Annotated in this window: 18 protein-coding genes; 7 read left to right on the top strand and 11 right to left on the bottom strand. The window is 74.9% G+C overall.

Annotated elements, in window-relative coordinates; translation table 11 throughout:
- Nucleotides 1-147 precede the first annotated feature (147 nt).
- The 3 genes from MODMU_RS24960 to MODMU_RS24950 are packed head-to-tail and all read left to right on the top strand — an operon-like array spanning nucleotide 148 to nucleotide 3,310.
- Entirely contained in the window at nucleotides 148-1,362 is a 1,215-nt protein-coding gene (locus tag MODMU_RS24960; protein WP_014743196.1) for an MFS transporter, read from the top strand.
- Nucleotides 1,363-2,625, top strand: coding sequence for an alpha/beta fold hydrolase (locus tag MODMU_RS24955; protein WP_014743195.1), 1,263 nt, complete (start codon nucleotides 1,363-1,365; stop codon nucleotides 2,623-2,625).
- 19 nt (nucleotides 2,626-2,644) lie between these two features.
- A complete protein-coding gene (locus MODMU_RS24950) occupies nucleotides 2,645-3,310 on the top strand; it encodes an acVLRF1 family peptidyl-tRNA hydrolase (protein ID WP_041795610.1) in 666 nt (221 codons plus the stop codon).
- 41 nt (nucleotides 3,311-3,351) lie between these two features.
- On the opposite strand, the gene MODMU_RS24945 is transcribed toward MODMU_RS24950, so the two are convergent.
- From MODMU_RS24945 to icmF, 5 genes are all read right to left on the bottom strand, one after another.
- Nucleotides 3,352-5,181 (bottom strand): NAD(P)/FAD-dependent oxidoreductase, encoded by a 1,830-nt coding sequence (locus MODMU_RS24945; RefSeq protein WP_014743193.1) that lies wholly within the window; start codon nucleotides 5,179-5,181, stop codon nucleotides 3,352-3,354.
- Between the two features lie 77 nt (nucleotides 5,182-5,258).
- On the bottom strand, nucleotides 5,259-6,398 hold the full coding sequence (locus MODMU_RS24940) for a thiolase family protein (RefSeq protein ID WP_014743192.1): 1,140 nt from the start codon (nucleotides 6,396-6,398) through the stop codon (nucleotides 5,259-5,261).
- 49 nt (nucleotides 6,399-6,447) lie between these two features.
- Nucleotides 6,448-7,227, bottom strand: a complete 780-nt coding sequence (locus MODMU_RS24935) for a helical backbone metal receptor (RefSeq protein WP_014743191.1) — start codon at nucleotides 7,225-7,227, stop codon at nucleotides 6,448-6,450.
- Nucleotides 7,228-7,300: 73 nt separating this feature from the next.
- Complete coding sequence (locus tag MODMU_RS24930; protein WP_014743190.1) at nucleotides 7,301-7,813, bottom strand: MarR family winged helix-turn-helix transcriptional regulator; 513 nt, start codon at nucleotides 7,811-7,813, stop codon at nucleotides 7,301-7,303.
- On the bottom strand, nucleotides 7,810-11,040 hold the full coding sequence (gene icmF, locus MODMU_RS24925; protein ID WP_014743189.1) for a fused isobutyryl-CoA mutase/GTPase IcmF: 3,231 nt from the start codon (nucleotides 11,038-11,040) through the stop codon (nucleotides 7,810-7,812). The genes MODMU_RS24930 and icmF overlap by 4 nt, the downstream gene beginning before the upstream one ends.
- Nucleotides 11,041-11,138: 98 nt before the next feature.
- Between icmF and MODMU_RS24920 the strand changes: the two genes are divergently transcribed.
- Complete coding sequence (locus MODMU_RS24920; protein ID WP_193375753.1) at nucleotides 11,139-11,810, top strand: alpha/beta hydrolase; 672 nt, start codon at nucleotides 11,139-11,141, stop codon at nucleotides 11,808-11,810.
- 73 nt (nucleotides 11,811-11,883) lie between these two features.
- Here MODMU_RS24920 and MODMU_RS24915 read toward each other — a convergent pair whose 3' ends face one another.
- Nucleotides 11,884-12,714: a YsnF/AvaK domain-containing protein gene (locus MODMU_RS24915; protein WP_083869940.1), complete on the bottom strand. Its 831-nt coding sequence runs from the start codon at nucleotides 12,712-12,714 to the stop codon at nucleotides 11,884-11,886.
- 145 nt (nucleotides 12,715-12,859) lie between these two features.
- Between MODMU_RS24915 and MODMU_RS24910 the strand changes: the two genes are divergently transcribed.
- From MODMU_RS24910 to MODMU_RS24900, 3 genes are all read left to right on the top strand, one after another.
- On the top strand, nucleotides 12,860-14,929 hold the full coding sequence (locus MODMU_RS24910; protein ID WP_014743186.1) for a HelD family protein: 2,070 nt from the start codon (nucleotides 12,860-12,862) through the stop codon (nucleotides 14,927-14,929).
- A gap of 138 nt (nucleotides 14,930-15,067) precedes the next feature.
- Complete coding sequence (locus MODMU_RS24905) at nucleotides 15,068-15,424, top strand: YrdB family protein (protein ID WP_041797642.1); 357 nt, start codon at nucleotides 15,068-15,070, stop codon at nucleotides 15,422-15,424.
- 22 nt (nucleotides 15,425-15,446) lie between these two features.
- Nucleotides 15,447-16,298: a PPK2 family polyphosphate kinase gene (locus MODMU_RS24900; protein WP_014743184.1), complete on the top strand. Its 852-nt coding sequence runs from the start codon at nucleotides 15,447-15,449 to the stop codon at nucleotides 16,296-16,298.
- Here MODMU_RS24900 and MODMU_RS24895 read toward each other — a convergent pair.
- The 5 genes from MODMU_RS24895 to MODMU_RS24880 form a co-directional block, all read right to left on the bottom strand.
- Entirely contained in the window at nucleotides 16,291-17,148 is an 858-nt protein-coding gene (locus MODMU_RS24895; RefSeq protein WP_014743183.1) for a YhjD/YihY/BrkB family envelope integrity protein, read from the bottom strand. The genes MODMU_RS24900 and MODMU_RS24895 overlap by 8 nt on opposite strands.
- Nucleotides 17,149-17,198: 50 nt before the next feature.
- Nucleotides 17,199-17,342 carry a hypothetical protein gene (locus tag MODMU_RS28830; protein WP_014743182.1) on the bottom strand — a complete coding sequence of 48 codons (144 nt, stop codon included), beginning with the start codon at nucleotides 17,340-17,342 and terminating at the stop codon, nucleotides 17,199-17,201.
- Nucleotides 17,343-17,412: 70 nt separating this feature from the next.
- Entirely contained in the window at nucleotides 17,413-18,966 is a 1,554-nt protein-coding gene (locus MODMU_RS24890; protein ID WP_014743181.1) for a phytoene desaturase family protein, read from the bottom strand.
- On the bottom strand, nucleotides 18,963-19,433 hold the full coding sequence (locus tag MODMU_RS24885; protein WP_014743180.1) for a GNAT family N-acetyltransferase: 471 nt from the start codon (nucleotides 19,431-19,433) through the stop codon (nucleotides 18,963-18,965). The genes MODMU_RS24890 and MODMU_RS24885 overlap by 4 nt, the downstream gene beginning before the upstream one ends.
- Nucleotides 19,430-19,918, bottom strand: coding sequence for a hypothetical protein (locus MODMU_RS24880; RefSeq protein WP_083869938.1), 489 nt, complete (start codon nucleotides 19,916-19,918; stop codon nucleotides 19,430-19,432). The genes MODMU_RS24885 and MODMU_RS24880 overlap by 4 nt, the downstream gene beginning before the upstream one ends.
- Nucleotides 19,919-20,088 lie beyond the last annotated feature (170 nt).

The following is a 20,088-nucleotide window of genomic DNA, read 5'->3' as shown; positions in this document are numbered from 1 at the left end:
CCCAGTACCCGAGGTCCCGCCACCCGACAGCGTCGTCGGGGGCGGGACCTCGTGCCTGCCGGGGGTCGGCCCTCCAGGCCGCGGGGCACAGGCTCCTCGGTTAGCGTGACGACGCCCCCCCTTTCCGTGACGGAGGCCAGTCCGCTCGTGCCCAATCCCTACCTGCACGTGCTGCGCACCCCGCACGCGCTGCCCATGGTGCTGGCGGCCTTCATCGGCCGGCTGCCGCTGTCGATGGTCGGGCTGGGCAGCGTGCTGCTCGTGCAGAGCGAGACCGGCTCCTACGGGCTGGGCGGTGCCGTCGCCGCGGTCGGCGCGATCACCACCGCCGTCTCCGGGCCGGTGATCGGGCGGCTGGCCGACGCCCACGCCCAGCGCCGGGTGCTGCTCGCCGTCCTGGCGGTGTTCATCGTCTCCGGGGCCTTCTTCCTGACCTCGGTCCGCGACCACTGGCCGCTGTGGACGGTGTTCGTCGCCGCCGGCGCCGCCGGGGCCAGCCTCCCGCCGGTCGCCTCGATGATCCGGGTGCGCTGGACCCACCTGCTGCGCGGCACCCCGCGGCTGCCCACCGCGCTGGCGATGGAGTCGGTGGTCGACGAGTTCGTCTTCATCATCGGGCCGGTGCTGGTCACCTTCCTGTCCACCACCGGGCACACCACCTCCGGCGTGGTCACCGCGTTCGCCCTGGCCGCGATCGGCAGCCTGCTCTTCGCCGCCCAGCGCCGCACGGAGCCGCCGCCGGCACCGCACGAGCACCGGCGCGGCCCGTCGGCGATGCGGGTCCCCGGGCTGCGGGTGCTGTTCGTGGTCGGCACCGCGATCGGCTCGATCCTCGGCACCCTGGAGATCGGGCTGGTCGCCTTCGCCGACGAGGTCGGCGCCAGATCGCTGTCCGGCCTGCTGATCGCCGCGCTGGCCGCGGGGTCGATGGCGGCCGGCATCGGGTGGGGGACGGTGCACTGGCGGATCCGGCTGCGGCACCGGCTGGTCGGCGTGCTGGCGGTGCTCACCCTGCTGACCGTGCCGCTGGTGCTGGTCAGCAGCTACTGGTTGATGCTGCCGCTGGTGGTGCTCGCCGGGGTCGCCGTGTCGCCGTCGCTGATCAGCGCCTTCACCCTGGCGGAGGTGTTGGTGCCGCGGGCGCAGGTCACCGAGGCGTTCACCTGGATCGGGACGGCGCTCGCCCTCGGCGTGGCCGTCGGCACGTCCGTGGCGGGCAAGATCGTGGACACGGTCGGGGCCAACGCGAGCTTCCTGGTCGCCACCGTGTCGGCCGGCGCCGCGGCGCTCGCGGTCGGCCTGGGGCAGCGCTGCCTGCACGTGCCCGCCGAGCACGCGCCCACCCCGGCCCTGGCGCACTGAGTGGCGACCTACGAGATCCCCGGCATGGTGGTGCGCGAGCACACCGTGCCGGTGCCGCTGCACTGGGGCGCCGACGGCAGCCCGACGATCTCGGTGTTCGCCCGGGAGCTCGTGCACCCGGACAAGCGGGACGACGACCTACCGCTGCTGTGCTTCCTGCAGGGCGGCCCGGGCGGGAAGTCGCCGCGGCCGGTGGGCGGCGGGGACTGGATCGCCCGCGCCCTGCAGGACTTCCGCGTGGTGCTGCTCGACCAGCGGGGCACCGGCCGCAGCACCCGGGTCACCGCCCGGCGGATCAGCGCCTTCGCCGACCCGCAGGCCGCCGCCGCGCACCTGCTCGCCCACCGCGCCGACTCGATCGTCGCCGACGCCGAGCACGTGCGCACCACCGTCTACGGCGGCCGCCCGTGGACGACGCTGGGCCAGAGCTACGGCGGCTTCCTCACCCTCACCTACCTGTCCCGGGCCCCGCAGGGCCTCGAGCGCTGCCTGGTCACCGGCGGGCTGGCCAGCATCCGGCCCGACGCCCGGGAGCTGTACCGGCGCACCTACCCGCGGGTGGCGGCCAAGACCCGCCGGTTCTACGACCGCCACCCCGGCGACGTCGCCCGGGTCGCCGCGGTCGCCGACCTGGTCGAGGCCACCGACGTCCGGCTGCCCGACGGCGACCGGCTCTCGGTGCGCCGGCTGCAGACCCTCGGCCACGGGCTGGGCACCAAGACCGGCCCCGACCAGCTGCACTGGCTGTTCGAGGAGGCGCTCGAGGACGGCGACGACGAGCTCGCGGACGGTTTCCTCGACGCCGTCGCCCAGCGCACCAGCTACTGGGACAACCCGCTGTACGCGGTGCTGCACGAGAGCATCTACGCCAGCGGGGAGGGGGCGACCGGCTGGGCGGCCGAGGCCGAGCGCGGCCCCGCCTTCGACCCGGCCCGGCGCCCGCTGCCCTTCACCGGCGAGATGGTCTACCCCTGGATGTTCGACGAGATCCGGTCGCTGCGGCCCTTCGCGGCCGCGGCGCAGGCGCTGGCGGAGACGCCGTCGTACGGCCCGCTCTACGACCCCGCCGTCCTGGCCCGCAACGAGGTCCCGGTGGACGCCGCCGTCTACTTCGACGACATGTACGTCGATGCCGCGCTGTCGCTGGACACGGCCGAGGCGGTCGGGAACGTGCGGGTCTGGGTGACCAACGAGTACGAGCACGACGGCCTGCGGACCGGCGACGTGCTCGACCGGCTGTTGACCCTGCGCACCCACGGCTGAGGGCTGCGGTGCTCGCGCGGTGACCCCACCCCGCCCCGCGGCCGGCGGTGGCCGGGTGCTCGGCGTCGTGCCCGAGCGGCTGGACCGCTGGCTGGACGGCGTCGCGGAGCGGCACGGCCGGTTCACCGACGTCCGGGTGGACGACGACGGTGCCGTGCGGGTCGACTGCGCGGACACCACCACCCTCACCCTGACCGCGCCCTACGAGTGGGCGCCCGGCCCGGCGCCGCTGACCGCGTTCACCGCCGCGGCCCGCACCCCGCACCGCACCGCCGTCCTGCTGGTCCGCCGCGGCCGCTGGGCGGTCGGGGTCTTCGACGGCCCGCAGCTCGTCGTCTCCAAGGTCGACGCCCGGCAGGTGCAGGGCCGCACCGCCGCGGGCGGGTGGTCCCAGCAGCGGTTCGCCCGGCGCCGCGGCCACCAGACCGACGCCGTCGTCTCGCACGCCGCCGACACCGCCGCGCGGGTGCTGGTGCCGCACGCCGGCAGCACCGAGGCGCTGGCCACCGGCGGCGACAAGGGGCTGGTCGCCGAGGTGCTGGCCGACCCGCGGCTGCGGGCGCTGGCGCAGCTGCCCCGGCTGGCGCCCCTGGACGTCGGCGAGCCGACCAAGGCGCTGCTGCTGGAGACCCCCGGGCAGTTCCGCGCGGTGCGGGTGCACATCGTGGAGCCCGCCGACCGCTAGTGGAGTGCCACGGGCGCGGGATCCGCGCCGTGGCACTCCGCTCAGCTGGTGTGGTGCACCTCCTGGAGCCGGTACACCGGCGTCGGGATGCCGACCTGCCGGGCCTTGAGCTGCAGCGCCAGGTACAGCGAGTAGTGCCGGGACTGGTGCAGGTTGCCGCCGTGGAACCACAGCGCCTCCTGCTGGGTGGGCTTCCACATGTTGCGCTGCTCGCCCTCCCACGGGCCGGGGTCCTTGGTGGTGCCCGACCCGTGCCCCCACACCTTGCCGACCCGGTCGGCGACCTCCTGGGAGATGAGGTCGGCGGCCCAGCCGTTCATCGAGCCGTAGCCGGTGGCGTAGACGACGAGGTCGGCGGGCAGCTCGGTGCCGTCGGCCAGCACCACCGAGTCCTCGGTGAGGTGGTCGACCTGACCCTTCACCAGGGCCACGTCGCCGTCGGCCACCAGGTCGGCGGCGCCCACGTCGATGTAGTAGCCGGAGCCGCGACGCAGGTACTTCATGAACAGGCCCGAGCCGTCCTCGCCCCAGTCGTGGTCGAACCCGGAGGCCTCCAGCCGCTGATAGAAGTCGGCGTCGCGCTCGCGCATCTGGTCGTACAGCGGGATCTGGAACTCGTGCATGATCCGGTACGGCAGCGAGGCGAAGGTCAGGTCCGCCTTCTCGGTGGTCATCCCGCCGGCCACCGCCTCCTCGGAGTACAGCGCCCCGAGGCCGACCTCCATCAGCGAGTCCGACCGCACGATGTGCGTCGACGAGCGCTGCACCATGGTGACGTCGGCGCCGTTCTCCCAGAGCGCGCCGCAGATGTCGAAGGCGGAGTTGTTCGAGCCGATGACGACGCACTTCTTGCCGCGGTAGGCGTCCGGGCCGGGGTGGGCCGAGGAGTGGTGCTGGTCGCCGCGGAACACGTCCTGCCCCGGCAGCACGGGCACGTTCGGCTTGCCGGAGACGCCGGTGGCCAGCACGAGCTGCTTCGGCCGCAGCACCACCGGCTTGCCGTCGCGCTCCACGGTGACGGTCCACTCCGCGGTCGCCTCGTCGTAGGTCGCGCTGAGCGCCCGGGTGTTCCCCCAGTAGTTCAGCTCCATCACCCGGGTGTAGGACTCGAGCCAGTCGCCGATCTTGTCCTTGGGGGCGAACACCGGCCAGTTCTCCGGGAACGGGATGTAGGGCAGGTGGTCGTACCAGACCGGGTCGTGCAGGCACAGCGACTTGTAGCGGCTGCGCCACTGGTCGCCGGGTCGTGGGTGCTTGTCGATGACGATCGTCGGGATGTCGAGCTGGCGCAGCCGCGCGCCGAGGGCGATGCCGCCCTGGCCGCCGCCGATCACCAGCACGTACGGCTGGGTCGCGTAGCCCAGCTCGCGGGCCTCCTGCTCGCGGCGGTCCAGCCAGGTCTGCCGGTCCCGCTGCGCGCCGTGCTCGGCGCCCTTCGGCCGGCGGTCGCGGGCCGGCTCCTCGTGGCCGGTGAGCTCGTACAGCGTGGTCAGCAGCGTCCAGGCCCGGCCGTCCTGCAGCCGGAGGTGGCCCTTGCCGCGGCCGACCGCCGTCTCGAACTCGATCCACGCCTCGTCGACGCCGTCGGCCCCGGTGGGAGGTTCGGCGGCCCGGAAGCCCTGCGGGTCGGTGGTGTCCAGCGTCGACCGGAGCAGGTCGCGGACGCCGTCCTGCCCCTCGACGGTGGTGATGTTCCAGCTGAACGCCACCAGGTCCCGCCAGAAGCAGGTGGGGGCGAACAGCTCGGCCGCGCGGTCGACGTCGCGCGCGGTGAGCGCGGACTGGAAGGCCTCGAGCCAGGCGGTGACCCGGCCGGCCGGGTCGTCGGGAGTGGTGGACCGGGTGTCGGCCGGGTCGAGCGTCTGGGTCACCGAGCATCTCCCGTGGTCTGGGGCACCTGCCGGACAGCAGTGTGCCCCAGATCACACCCGGGGAGCCAGGGGCGGGGTCAGAGCAGCTCGAGGACGGTCGCGTTGGCCTGGCCGCCGCCCTCGCACATCGTCTGCAGCCCGTAGCGGATCCCGTTGGCCCGCATGTGGTGCAGCATCGTCGTCATGATCCGGGCGCCGGAGCCGCCGAGCGGGTGACCGAGCGCGATCGCGCCGCCCACCGGGTTGAGCGCCTTCTCGTCCGCGCCGATCTCGGCCAGCCAGGCCAGCGGCACCGGGGCGAAGGCCTCGTTGACCTCGAACACGCCGATCTCGTCGAGCCGCAGGCCGCTGCGCTGCAGCACCTTCTTCGTCGCCGGGATAGGCGCGGTCAGCATGATCACCGGGTCGTCGCCGGCCAGCGCGACGCTGTGCACCCGGGCCATCGGGGTGAGGCCGAGCTCGGCGGCCTTCTCCCCGGTCGTCATGAGCAGGGCGGCGGAGCCGTCGGAGATCTGGCTGGCGTTGCCGGCGCTGATCACGCCGTCGGGCTTGAACGGGGTCTTCAGCCCGGCCAGCGCCTCGACCGTGCCGCCGCGCCGGATGCCCTCGTCGTGCTCGACCAGCCCGCCGGGGGTCGGCACCGGGGCGATCTGGCCGGCGAACAGTCCGTCGTCCTGGGCCTGCGCGGCGCGCTCGTGCGAGCGGAGCGCGAACTCGTCCAGCTGGGTGCGCGACAGCCCCCAGCGCTCGGCGATCATCTCCGCGCCGACGCCCTGGTTGGGGTGCACGCCGTAGCGCTCGGCGAACCGCTCGCCGAGCGGGTCCTGGCCGGCGGTGGAGGAGCCCATCGGCACCCGGCTCATCGACTCGACGCCACCGGCGACGACGACGTCGTAGTGCCCGGCGACCAGCCCGGCGGCGGCGAAGTGCACCGCCTGCTGCGAGGAGCCGCACTGCCGGTCGATGGTCGTGCCGGGCACCGACTCCGGCCAGCCCGCGGCCAGGACGGCGTTGCGGGCGATGTCGAAGGTCTGCTCGCCGACCTGGGAGACGCAGCCCCAGATGACGTCGTCGACCAGCGCCGGGTCCAGGCCGGCGCGGCCGACCAGCGACTCCAGCACGTGGGCGGACAGGTCGGTCGGGTGCACCCCGGCCAGGCCGCCGTTGCGCTTGCCGACGGGCGTGCGCACGGCCTCGACGATGACTGCGTCGCGCATCCCGCGACTCCTCTCGCTCGGCGCCGGCACCGTTGCCTGGAGCGCTGCCTCAGGCTACGGGGCGCCCTCCCACCGCGGCGAGCAGCTCCGCCCGTGCGGTGGCCAGCGAGGGCCCGTACCAGGTCAGCTGCCGGCCGCTGACCAGCACCGAGCGGACGCCGGGGAACGCCTCGGGGCCGTCGTCGGCGGTGAACAGGTAGGGCTCGTCGGGGAGCAGCACCAGCTCGGGGCCGGCGGCGCGCAGCTGCTCCAGCTCCACGTGCGGGTACCGGTCGGCGGAGCCGGCGAACACGTTGACCAGGCCCAGGCGGGCCAGCACGTCGCCGGTGAAGGTCCGCGCGCCGATCACCATCCACGGGTCCCGCCACACCGGGACGGCGACCCGGGTGCCCGGCAGCTCCGCCGGCCGGGCCCACTCGGTGGTCGCGCGGTCCAGCCACCCGGGCGTGCCGACCGCGAGCACCTCGGTGAACAGCCGGCGCATCGAGGCCAGCGCCTGGTCGACCGACTCGATCACGGTCACCCACACCGGGACGCCGGCCGCCCGCAGCCGCTCGACGTCCAGCCGGCGGTTCTCCTCCTGGTTGGCCACCACGAGGTCCGGCTGCAGCGCCTCGATCGCGGCCCGGTCCGGGTTCTTGGTGCCGCGCACCCGGGTGACGTCCAGACCCGCCGGGTGGGTGCACCAGTCGGTGGCGCCGACCAGCCGGTCGGGCACGGTCACCGCCAGCGCCTCGGTCAGCGAGGGCACCAGCGACACGACCCGCCGCGGCGGTGCGGGCAGCGGCACCGCCGTCCCCAGGTCGTCGGCGACGAACCGGTCCGTCACGTTGCCTCCTCGCTGGCGCTCGTCGGCACCGTGCCGGGCCGTGCTGCGCCTTCTCGTGACCTCGCGAGCTCGGTCACGCGAAGTCGCCGGCGTCCCGGCGCAGCTCGCGGACGACGTCGACCAGCGTCCGCACCGCCTCCGGGGAGAGTCCGGGCCGGCGGAAGACCCCCGCGTTCAGCTCGTCGGTGGCCTTCGCGGCCAGGGCCCGGCCCTCCTCGGTGAGCTCCACCAGCACCGCCCGGCCGTCCTGCGGGTGCGGTCGGCGGACCACCAGCCCGGCCGCCTCCAGCCGGGTCGCGGCGTTGGTCACGCTGGCCGGGTGCACCTGCAGCAGGGCGCCGGCGCGCGCCATCGGCAGCGCGCTGCGGCGGGTGAAGGACAGCAGCACGAGCAGCTCGTAGCGGGCGAAGGACAGCCCGAGCGGGCGCAGCACCTCCTCCACCCGGGCCAGCACGATCGCCTGCGCCCGCATCAGCGAGGTGACCGCCGCCATCCCGTCGGCGGCGTCCTCCCAGCCGTGCGCCCGCCACTGCCGCGCCGCCTCCTCGATGGGGTCGACCGGCAGTGCGGGCTGGTCGGCCTTCACACGTTGCGGCGGTACTGACCGCCGACCTCGAAGAACGCCTCGCTGATCTGCCCGAGGGAGCAGTGCCGGACGGCGTCCATCAGCGCGTCGAAGACGTTGCCGCCGCCGGTGGCCGCCTCCTGCAGCCGGCGCAGCGCCACCGGCGCCTCGGCGGCGTGCCGCGCCTGGAAGTCGGCCAGCCGGTCGAGCTGGGACTGCTTCTCCGCCTCGGTGGCCCGGGCCAGCTCGACGGTGCGCGGCGGCTCGTCGGCCGCGTTCGGGTCCAGGAAGGTGTTGACACCGACGATCGGCAGCGACCCGTCGTGCTTGCGGTGCTCGTAGAGCATCGACTCGTCCTGGATCCGGCCGCGCTGGTAGCCGGTCTCCATCGCGCCGAGCACCCCGCCGCGCTCGGCGATCCGGTCGAACTCCTCGAGCACCGCGGCCTCGACCAGGTCGGTGAGCTCGTCGATGACGAAGGAGCCCTGCAGCGGGTTCTCGTTGCCGGCCAGCCCCCACTCCCGGTCGATGATCATCTGGATGGCCAGCGCCCGGCGCACCGAGTGCGCGCTGGGGGTGGTGACGGCCTCGTCGTAGGCGTTGGTGTGCAGGCTGTTGGCGTTGTCGTAGATCGCGCAGAGCGCCTGCAGCGTCGTCCGGATGTCGTTGAAGTCCATCTCCTGCGCGTGCAGCGACCGGCCCGAGGTCTGCACGTGGTACTTCAGCTGCTGGGAGCGGGGGTTGGCCCCGTACCGCTCCCGCATCGCGACCGCCCAGATCCGGCGGGCGACCCGGCCGATCACCGTGTACTCGGCGTCCATCCCGTTGGGGAAGAAGAAGGACAGGTTGGGCGCGAAGTCGTCGATCGACATGCCGCGGGCCAGGTAGGCCTCGACGTAGGTGAAGCCGTTGGCCAGCGTGAAGGCCAGCTGGCTGATCGGGTTCGCCCCGGCCTCGGCGATGTGGTAGCCGGAGATCGACACCGAGTAGAAGTTGCGCACCGAGTGGTCGATGAACCACTGCTGGATGTCGGCCATGCAGCGCAGCGCGAACTCGGTGGAGAAGATGCAGGTGTTCTGGCCCTGGTCCTCCTTGAGGATGTCGGCCTGCACGGTGCCGCGGACGTTGGCCAGCACCCACGCCCGGATCTCCTCGGCCTCGGCCTCGTCGGGCTCCCGGCCCTCCTCGGCGCGGAAGGCGTCCAGCCGCTGGTCGATCGCGGTGTTCAGGAACATCGCCAGGACGGCGGGGGCCGGCCCGTTGATCGTCATCGACACCGAGGTGGTCGGCGAGCAGAGGTCGAACCCGCCGTAGAGCACCTCCATGTCCTCGACCGTGGCGATGGAGACGCCGGACGTGCCGACCTTGCCGTAGACGTCGGGGCGCGGGTCGGGGTCGCGGCCGTAGAGGGTGACGGAGTCGAACGCCGTCGACAGCCGGGTCGCCTCGCCGCCGGCCGACAGCAGCTGGAACCGCCGGTTGGTGCGGAAGGCGTCGCCCTCGCCGGCGAACATCCGGGCCGGCGCCTCGCCCTGGCGCTTGAACGGGAAGACGCCGGCGGTGTACGGGAACGCGCCCGGCAGGTTCTCCCGGCGCAGCCAGCCGAGCAGCTCGGCCCGGTCCCGGGTCCGGGGGAGCGCCACCCGGCGCACCGGGTTGCCCGACAGCGTGGTGCGGGTCAGCGGCGTGCGGATCTCCTTGCCGCGGACGGTGTAGACCAGCTCGTCGCCGGAGTACTCCTCGACCCGGGCCGGCCACTCGTCGAGGGCCGTGCGGACCGCGGGGAGCAGCTCGCCCTCGACCGCCGACGCCAGCTCGCGGGCCTGCTCGGCCGCCTCGCCGGTGAGCAGCTCGGCCGCCGTGCCCAGGTGCTGGCTGCGCCGCACCAGCTCCGCTTGCTCGGCGGTGACCCGGTGGTAGCCGCGGACGGCGTCGGCCACGTCGGCGAGGTACCGGGCCTTCGACGCCGGGACGACGCTGGTCAGCCCGGTGGAGGCCCGGACGTCGACCCGCGGCAGGACGCCGCTGCCCACCGGCAGGCCGCGGTCGGCGAGCAGGCCCTTGAGGTGCTGGTAGAGCGCGGTGACGCCGTCGTCGTTGAACCGCGCCGCCGAGGTGCCGAAGACCGGCATCTCCTGCCACGGGGTGCCGAAGGCCTCGCGGTTGCGCACCATCTGCCGCGCGACGTCGCGCCGGGCGTCCTCGGCGCCGCGGCGCTCGAACTTGTTGACCGCCACGACGTCGGCGAAGTCGAGCATGTCGATCTTCTCCAGCTGCGAGGCGGCGCCGAACTCCGGCGTCATCACGTACAGCGAGACGTCGCTGAACGGCAGGATCGCCGCGTCGCCCTGGCCGATGCCGGGCGTCTCCACGACCACCAGGTCGTACCCGGCGACCTTGACCGCGGCGATGACGTCGGCGAGGTGCTCGGGCACCTGCGCGCCGGCGGTGCGGGTGGCCAGCGAGCGGAAGAACGTGCGGTTGCGGTCGCCCGTCTCCAGGGCGTTCATCCGGATCCGGTCGCCCAGCAGGGCGCCGCCGCCGCGCCGGCGGGAGGGGTCGACCGCGATGACCGCGATCCGCAGCTTGTCCTCGTTGTCCAGCCGCAGCCGGCGCAGCAGCTCGTCGGTGAGCGAGGACTTGCCCGACCCGCCGGTGCCGGTGATGCCGAGCACGGGCACGGTGCGCCCGGCGGCGTCCCGGGTGACCCGCTCGGCCAGCTCGGGGGAGCGGCCGGCCTCCAGCACGGTGATCGCCCGGGCCAGGGCGGCGGGGTCGCCGGCGCCGAGCGCGTCGAGGTCGGGGCCGCTGGCGGCCAGGTCGACGTCGCAGGCCTCGACCAGGGTGTTGATCATGCCGGGGAGGCCGAGCCGCTGGCCGTCCTCCGGGGCGAAGATGCGCACGCCGCGGGAGCGGAGCAGGGCGATCTCCTCGGGCACGATCACGCCGCCCCCGCCGCCGAACACCTGGACGTGGCCGGCGCCGTGGGCGGCCAGCTCCTCGACCAGGTAGCTGAAGTACTCGACGTGCCCGCCCTGGTAGGAGGAGATGGCGACGCCCTGCACGTCCTCCTCCAGCGCCGCCCGGACGACGGTCTGCACGCTCCGGTCGTGGCCCAGGTGCACGACCTCGGCCCCCTGGCTCTGCAGCAGCCGCCGCATCACGTTGATCGCCGCGTCGTGGCCGTCGAACAGGCTGGCTGCGGTGACGAAGCGGACCGGGTGGGTGGGGACGTGCAGCTGGGCCATGGAGGCTCCTGACGGCGACGGTGCCGGAGATGCGTGGACGTCCAAGCACCCTACGCGGGCGGTACTTGGACGTCCACGTATCCGGGTAGGGCGCGGTGGTGACCACCTCCCGCGCTGCCGACGGCCGCCTCGACGCCCGCCCCGCGACGGCCCCGGCCGGCCCGCCCCTGGAGCCGGGCGTCTCGGCGCTGGACCTCGGGCCGGGCGCGGAGGTGCTGCTCGCCGTCCCGCCGGGGGAGGTGGCAGCGCTGCTGGTGTGCTTCCACGGGGCCGGGGGTTCGGGCGCCGACGCGCTGCGGGCGGTCGGCGACGCCGCCGCGGCCCGCGGGGTGGTGGTGCTCGCGCCCACGTCGGCCGCGGCCACCTGGGACCTCATCGCCGGCGGGCTGGGCCGGGACGTCGCCGTCCTGGACGCCGCGCTGGGCGCGGTGTTCGCCCGGCTGCCGATCACCCGGGTCGCGCTGGGCGGGTTCTCCGACGGCGGGTCCTACGCGCTGTCCCTCGGGGTGGCCAACGGCGACCTCGTCGAGGCGGTGACCGCCTTCTCGCCCGGCTTCCTCGCCGCACCCGGCCGGTACGGCCGCTCGCGGTTCTGGATCGCCCACGGCACGGACGACCGGGTGCTCCCGGTGCAGCGCTGCGGCCGCCGGGTGGCCGCGGACCTGACCGCCGACGGCTACCCGGTGGAGTACCGCGAGTTCGCCGGCGGCCACGTGATGACCCCGGACCTGGTCGACGACGCCCTCACCTGGTGGCTGGACCCGAGCTGATCCCGGTCTCGGCGCCGAAACTTACCGCGGGTTCGGCGCCGAAACCTGTGCCGGTTTCGGCGCCGAAGCCGGGTCAGGCGAGGGGGGTCTCGGTGGTGGTCAGCTCGATCTGCTCCTTGCGGAGCTCCTCGGTCACGGTGGTCTCCTCGGTGGCCCAGGCGGTGCGCAGCCGGACCCGCTCGACCGGCACCCGCTCCAGCGTGACCGCGGGCTGCTCGGCGTAGAGCGTCACCCACTCGCTGGTGCTGGTGGACCGCTCGTCACCGGGGGTGCCGGTCGTGTCCGTCCGGTCGCCCGGCGCCAACGGGAGGTACTCGATGCGGGCCTGCTGCCGGGTGATCGTCACCGGCACCATGACCTCCTCGGTGACCTCCTCGATCCGCAGCACCGCGCGCGTCCACGGCTCCCGGACCGTGCTGACCTGCAGCTGCTCCTCCGAGCGGGTCATGGCCGTGTCGGACGTCGTCCCGGCCGCGCCGCGGGTCGCGGCGGTCGTGTCGGTGGCGTCGGTCGTGTCGGTCGTCGTCCCGGGGTGCACGACGGGGATCGCGATGGTGTCGGTCGTGCCGTGCCGGCCGGTGGCCGCGACCGCGCGGTAGTGCTCGCGCAGCGTCGTCTCCTCCTCCGGGCTCAGCCGGTCCGGCTGCGACACCCGCGGGGCCGTCCGGACGGCGTCCGCCGGGACGGTGAGCCGCAGCCGGCCGTCGGCGTACTCGGCGTCGGAGATCGGTGCGATCACCGGGACGTCGCCGGACGTGCCGCCCGGCCCGTCGGTCAGACCCACCCAGGTGGGTCGCTGGGTCACGTCGTCGAGGAAGACCGTCGTGATCGTGCCCAGGGCGTTCCCGTCCCGGTCGTCGGCGATCGCCCCGATCACTGGGGGCAGAGCAGAGTCACTGGCCATGCCCTGGTGGGTGATCCGGAACTGCCCGGTCTAACCATCAGGAGGCGGCTCGCTGACCATCGGGAGGCGGCTCGCTGACCATCGGGAGGCGGCTCGCGGGAAGTCGGTTGAGCCGAGGGGCGGGCCCGCGTAGCGTCCTCCGACCGTGTCTCGTCCTCCCGCCGCCCCGGAGACCACCGCCGCCGATCCCGTCCTCACCGCCGAGCGCGCGCACCTCGCGCTCGCCGCCGCCTGCCTCGGCCAGATGCGCACGGCCGCCGGTGCCGTCACCGACGCCGGCGTGGACGCGTGGGCGTCCGAACGGCTCGGCGCCGCCCGGGCCGAACGGCTCGCCGCGCTGGCCCACGACCCCGGCGTGCCGCCGTTCTTCGGGCGCACCGACGCCGAGGCCGAGAGCTTCCACGTCGGCCGCCGGCACGTCCGGGACGCGGCCGGCGACGCGGTCGTCATCGACTGGCGGGCCCCGATGAGCCGGCCTTTCTACCAGGCCAGCGCCGCCGACCCGCAGGGCCTCGTGCGCCGCCGCCGGTTCGGCTTCGCCGGTGGCGAGCTGACCGGCTACGAGGACGAGGTGCTGGCCGCGGGGGAGGACTCCCTCGGCGACAGCGCGCTGCTCCGGGCGGAGATCGAGCGCCCGCGCAGCGGCCCGATGCGCGACATCGTCGCCACCATCCAGCCCGACCAGGACGACATCGTGCGGGCGCCGCTGACCGAGTCGATCTGCGTGCAGGGCGCCCCCGGCACCGGCAAGACGGCGGTCGGGCTGCACCGGGCCGCCTACCTGCTGTACACCCACGGCGAGCAGCTGGCCCGCACCGGCGTGCTGGTGGTCGGCCCGAACCGGGCCTTCCTCCGCTACATCGAGCAGGTGCTCCCGGCGCTCGGCGAGGTGGAGGTCGACCAGGCGACGGTCGCCGACCTCACCGCGCGGGTGACCGTGCGCGCCGACGACGACCCCGCCGTCGCCGTCCTCAAGGGCGACCCGCGGATGGCCGAGGTGCTGCGCCGGGCGCTGTGGGGCGGGATCAGCAAGCCGGTGGACGGCGTGCAGGTGACGCTGGCCGGGCGCCGCTACCGGATCAGCCCGGAGCGGCTCAAGCGGTTCGTCGACGACCTGCGCCGGGCCGGCACCAGCAGCGTCGACGACCAGCAGGTCCTGCACTACGCGGCCGGGCGGGAGCGGCTGGCGATGAGCCTGGCCGAGTACGCCCGCCGGCTGAAGGAGGCCGGCGGCGGCAGCCCCAGCGACGCCGAGACCCGGCGCGCCGCCCGCAGCGCCGAGGTGCGCGCGTTCTGCGACGCGGTGTGGCCGGCGGTCGACGCGGCCGGGCTGGTGTGCGGGCTGCTCTCCGACGGCGAGCGGCTGGCCCGGGCCGCCCGCGGGGTGCTCACCGAGGAGGAGCAGGCGCTGCTGCGCTGGTCCGCGCCCCCGCGTTCGGTGCGCGCCGCCCGGTGGACGCCCGCGGACGCCGTCCTGGTCGACGAGGTCGCCGGGATGCTGGAGCGCACGGCGGGCTACGGGCACGTGGTCGTCGACGAGGCGCAGGACCTCTCGCCCATGCAGTGCCGGGCGGTCGCCCGGCGGCTGGCGGCCGGCTCGCTCACCGTGCTCGGTGACCTCGCCCAGGCGACCAGCCCGTGGTCGGCGGCCGACTGGTCGCAGACACTGACCGGGCTGGGCCGCCCGGACACCACCGTGCGCCCGCTGACCCGCGGCTACCGGGTGCCCGGCGAGGTGCTGGACTTCGCCAACCGGCTGCTGCCCCGGATCGCCCCGGGGCTGCCGGCCGCGACGGCGGTGCGCCGCGAGCCGGGGTCGCTGCAGCTGCGGCCGGTGGCGCTGCTCGCCGGGCCGCTGGCCGAGGTGGTCGGCGAGCTGGCCGCGACCGAGGGGTCGACCGGGGTCGTGTGCGCCGACGCCGCGGTGGCCGACGTGGTCGGGCTGCTCCGGACGGCCGGCCTGGACGTCGCGGCGCTCAGCGACGACGGGTCGGAGCCCACGCGGGTGTCGGTCGTGCCGGCCACCCTGGTCAAGGGGCTGGAGTTCGACCACGTGGTGGTGGTGGAGCCCGCCGCGATCGTGGCCGCCGAACCGCGCGGGCTGCACCGGCTCTACGTCGTCCTGACCCGCGCCGTGAGCAGCCTGGTGGTGCTCCACGCCGGCGACCTCCCCGACCTGCTCCAGCCCCCGGCCCCGAGCCAGGCGCAGGCATAGGAACCAATGCACCCGGTCCGCGGCCGGAAACCGGGTGCATAGGTTCCTTTGCCTGTGGGAGAGCGGTGCTCTCGACACGGAACGCCGTGGTGAGTACGGTGCTCGCAGACGAGAGCACTGCTCACAGTGGAGGCGGCGATGGGCACCGGACTGGCCTGGCTGAACGCGACGGTGGCCTTCGCGCTGGAGCTGGCGGCGCTCGCCGTCCTGGGGTGGGGCGGCTGGCAGCTGGGTGGCCCGGTCGCGGTCCGGGCGGCGCTGGCGGTGGGCCTGCCGGTGGCGGCTGCGGTGCTGTGGGGGCTGTTCGCCGCACCCCGGGCCGCGCACCCCTCGACCGCCGGCCGGCTCGTCGTCCAGGCGCTGGTCTTCGGGGCGGCGGCCGTGCTGCTGGCCTGGGGTGCCTCCCCCCGCTGGGGTGCGGCGTTCGCGGCCGTGGTGGCGGTCGACCTCCTCGCTGCCGCCGTCCTCCCGTCGGTCGAGTCCCCCACGGCCTGACCTGCGTCTCTAGGCTGCGCGCATGGCCGACTCCCTGCGCGACCTGCTGCGCGCCCCGGCGCCGCCCGTCCAGCTCTCCTCGCTGGACCCCCGCGCCACCCCGCTGTCGCCCGGGTCCAAGGAGCGCACCCGCGACGTGATGCTCGCCGAGGGCGACAAGCTGGCCGAGCTGCAGGAGCGGCTCTACGCCGAGGGCTCCACCGGGGGCCGGCGGCGGGTGCTGCTCCTGCTGCAGGGCATGGACACCAGCGGCAAGGGCGGCGTGGTGTCGCACGTCGTGGGCGCCGTCCAGCCGCAGGGAGTGCGGGTCACCGCGTTCAAGAAGCCCACCCCCGAGGAGCTGCGGCACTCCTTCCTGTGGCGGGTGCGCCGCGCGGTGCCGGAGCCGGGGATCATCGGCGTCTTCGACCGCTCGCACTACGAGGACGTGCTGATCGGCCGGGTCCGCGAGCTGGCCGCTCCCGACGTCATCGAGCGCCGCTACACCGAGATCGTGCGCTTCGAGCGCCAGCTGGCCGACGACGGCGTCACGCTGGTGAAGTGCTTCCTGCACATCTCGCCGTGGGAGCAGAAGGAGCGGCTGCTGGCCCGGCTCGACGACTCGGCGAAGCGGTGGAAGTTCAACCCCGGCGACCTCGACGAGCGTGCGCTCTGGCCGGCCTACCAGCGCGCCTACGAGATCGCGCTGGACCGCACCAGCACCCCGACCAACCCCTGGTACGTCGTCCCCAGCGACCGCAAGTGGTACCGGAACTGGGCCGTGGGCCGGCTGCTGCTCGAGACGCTGACCGAGCTGGACCCGCGGCTGCCCGAGCCCACCTACGACGTGGCCGAGCAGCGGGACCGGCTGATCGAGGAGCACCCGATCAGCTGACCGGCGGCGCCTCCCGGGCGGCCCGGCCCCGGCGCACCCGCGCGTCCAGCGCCTCGGTGAACAGCCAGCCGGCGATCAGCACGAAGTGCAGCAGGAACAGCCAGAAGGACACCGCGGCGACCCCGCCGACCACGGTGAGCCCGCCGAAGGGGGCGCCGAGGTCCAGCGGCAGGGACAGGAACAGCACGAACCCCTGCAGGAAGCCCGACAGCGAGGCCGCGGTGAACAGCGCACCGACGACGACGGGGCCCCACCGCAGCCGCCCGGCCGCGACCACCCGGAACACCCAGATCAGCGGCACCGTCAGCGCCCCGAGCACCGAGTAGTAGCCCAGCGCGAAGCCGGCGAGGGTGGCGCCGAAGCCGGGCCGGTCGGCGAGCTCGGCCAGCGCCCGGCCCACCAGCAGCAGCGGGTAGAGCAGCAGCGGGGCGACCAGCAGCAGCGGCAGCGAGAGGAGCCGCCCGCGCCAGGCGGTGAACCGGTCGGTCGCCGGGCTGAACCGCAGCAGCGCCCGGCGGATGCCCTCGCCGTAGAGCGAGATGGGCAGCAGGGTGAGCACCGCCTGCAGCAGGGTCAGCGAGGTGCCCGCCTCGGCCAGCCGGGCCAGCGCGTCCGGGGCGCCGAGCTGGTCGGGGAGCACCTCGCCCAGCCGGTCGGTGAGCTCGCGGACGGTCGCTGGGCTGGTGAGCCAGCTGGTCAGCGCCAGGGAGAGCACCAGCACGGGGACGACGGCGATCCCGGCGTAGAAGGTCAGGCCGGCGGCGATCAGCGCGGTGTCCCGGCCGGCGAGCCGGCCGCGGATCGTCACCAGCAGGCCGCGCGCCTCCTCCACCACGTGCACCAGCGCCATCTGACCAGCTGCCGGTCGGTCGCGCCCGTCGGACCGGTGCGAGGAGGCGCTCAGGCGTTCAGGCCGACCAGCAGCATGTAGCCGAAGGCCACAACGATGACCAGGGCCACGACGCTGATGACGATGAGCCGGAACCGGTTCCGCGGCACCTGCCGCTGCGCGCGGTCGTCGTCGTCTCGGTGCGGGGTGCTCATCTGTTCTCCTGGGGTCTGCGCTGCGGCCGTTCCGGCTCACCTGGTCCTGCGGTGCCCACTTCTGCGGCGCTCACCCGTCGGTACCGAGCAGGTGCTGGGCCGCGGCGAAGCCCCCCAGCCCGCTGACCGCCCCGCCGCGCACCGTCCCGCCGGAGGAGGCGGCCACCACCCGCGGGTGCGGCGTCGCGACGCCCCAGGTGCCCACCTGCTCCGGCTCGTCCGCGACCGGCCAGGACAGGTCGCCGTGGAAGATGTGCCCGCCCGGCATCGCCAGCGCCGCCTCGACGTCCAGCGGGGACGACGCCTGCAGGCAGGGCCGGCCGTCGGCGTCCAGCGCCAGGCAGTCGGCCAGCGGCTCGGTGAGGTGCTCGTCCAGCTGGGCGACCACCCGGCGCACAGCCTCCTCCCGGGTGCCCACCGGGTCGGCGGCGTAGAGCTCGGCGGGGGTGTGCAGCCCGAACAGGGTCAGCGTCGACAGGCCCGTGCCGCCGACGATCGAGGGATCGGTCAGCGAGTGGCAGTACACCTCGAACGGGACGACGTCGGGCAGCTGCCCGCCGGCGGCCTGGGCGTACGCGGCGTCGATCTGCGAGGCGGCCTCGTCGACGTGCAGCGTGCCGCTGAGGGCACGCCGCGGGTCGGCGCCCGAGCGCAGGCCGGGCAGCCGCCGCAGCACCATGTTGACCTTCAGCTGCGAGCCCGAGGGCCGGACCGCCGGCGGCCTGCCGAGCAGGTCGTCGACCACCGCCGGGGCGGCCCCGCCCACCGCGTACCCGGCGTCCGCGGCGTGCGCCGCGCCCTCGTCGTCGGTCCAGTGCACCGTGACGCCGTCCGGGCGGGTCTCCAGCGCGGTCACGGTGGCCCGGGTGACGAGCTCGGCCCCGGCCGCCCGGGCCGCGGCCGCCAGCGCACCGCTGACCGCGCCCATTCCGCCCACCGGCACCCGCCAGCGGCCGGTCCCGTTGCCCACCAGGTGGTAGAGGAAGCAGCGGCCAGCGAGCCCGTCGGCGGCGTGCACGTCGGCGAAGGTGCCGATCAGGCCGTCGGTGAGCGCCACCCCGCGGACGTCGTCGTCGGCGAGGTGGTCGGCGACGACGTCGGCCAGCGGGCGCTCGCGCAGGTCGTGCCAGATGCCGGGGTCGCGCAACCGGCCGGCGAGCTCCGCCGGGGAGGGCAGCGGTCGGGTCAGCGTGGGCGCGAGGTCCTCGGCCAGGGTGCTCAGCCGGCCGTAGAAACGCTGCCAGCCGGTCAGCTCGTCGTCGGAGCCGGTCAGCGCGCGGAAGGACGCGGCGGTCCCCGGCCCCTCGTCCCGCTCGACGAGCAGCCCGCGGTGCGCGCCCTCCCGGCGGAGAGGCGTGTAGGAGGCGACCGGCCGGTCCAGCAGAGTCAGCGGCAGCGCCAGGTCGGTGACGATCCGGTCCGGCAGCAGGCTGACCAGGTAGGAGTACGCCGACAGCCGGACGTCGACGCCGGGGAAGACCTGCTGGCTGATCGCCGCGCCACCGAGCACCTCGCGCCGCTCCAGGACCAGCACCGACCAGCCGGCCCGGGCCAGGTAGGCGGCGGCGGTCAGGCCGTTGTGCCCGCCGCCGACGACCACCGCGTCGTACCGGGCGGCGGTCACGCGAGCACCCGGGCGAAGTAGAGCGAGTCGTCGGTGTCGTCGGTGACGTAGTGCCCGAAGGCCTCGACCGGCCGGTAGCCCGCCGCGGTGTAGAGGCCGACGGCCGCGGGCTGCCGGGTGCCGGTCTCCAGGCGCAGCGTCGTCCAGCCCCGGGCGGCCGCCTCGGCCTCCAGGGCGACCAGCAGCAGCCGGGAGATGCCGCGGCCGCGCGCGGCCGGGACGACGTACATCCGCTTCAGCTCCGCCGCGCCGGGTCCCAGCGGGCGCAGCGCCCCGCAGCCGACCGGCGTCCCGTCGTCGTCCCGGGCCACGAGCACGACCGCGATGTCCTCGGCCGAGGGCTTGACGCCCGGCTCGATGTCGCCGTCGTAGAGGACGCGCATCTCGGTCTGCTGGGCGGAGGTCAGCTCCTGGACGACCGGGTCGTCCCACACGGCGGGGGTGAGGTGCGGCACGCGCCCGATCATGCCGGGGGGTCCACCTGCTGCAGCAACCCCCAGACGAACCGCGCCCGGGTGCCGTCGGGCAGGTGCACCTCCCAGCGGGGTGGCACGCCGGGGTCGGCGGCCGCCGCACCGGGGAGCGCGGCGACGTCGGCGACCACGTGCTCCCAGACCAGCAGCCCGGCCGACGCCGGCGGGACCGGTGAGCCCGCCGCGCGGACCAGCTGCTGGGCCAGCACCTCCCCGCCCGGGTCGGCCAGCACCTCCCACCGCAGGTGCGGCCACAGCGGCAGCGGCCAGCGGTGCGCGACCAGCAGCAGGTCGCCGGTGCGAACCTCGTCACGTTCCGCCGGCGGGCCGAGGACGGCGAGCTGCGCCGCCAGGCCGCGCGGGCCCCGCGGCGCGTGCCCGAGGGCCTGCCAGCGGCGGTGCGCCGCCCGGGCCTGGGCGCGGTCGGCACCCAGCCGGGGGAGCGCGTCGGCGACCAGGTCAGGTCGCGTGTCGGCCATCCGCCGCAGCAGGACGAGACAGAACTCTCGCCGTCCCAGGCCCCGCACTCGGCGAGCCTGTCACGCGCTGTGAGCGTGTCGGAGCACACGCCAGGAGTTTCTCCACAAATCTGGACGAGGCGTTTGTCATCAGTCCACTCCGCACGTACGGTCGGCGACGGTCCGAACGG

It is taken from the genome of Modestobacter italicus (assembly GCF_000306785.1).
GTDB lineage: Bacteria > Actinomycetota > Actinomycetes > Mycobacteriales > Geodermatophilaceae > Modestobacter > Modestobacter italicus.
Note: the sequence above shows the minus strand (reverse complement) of the source record. Positions and strands in the feature narration are given on the sequence as shown.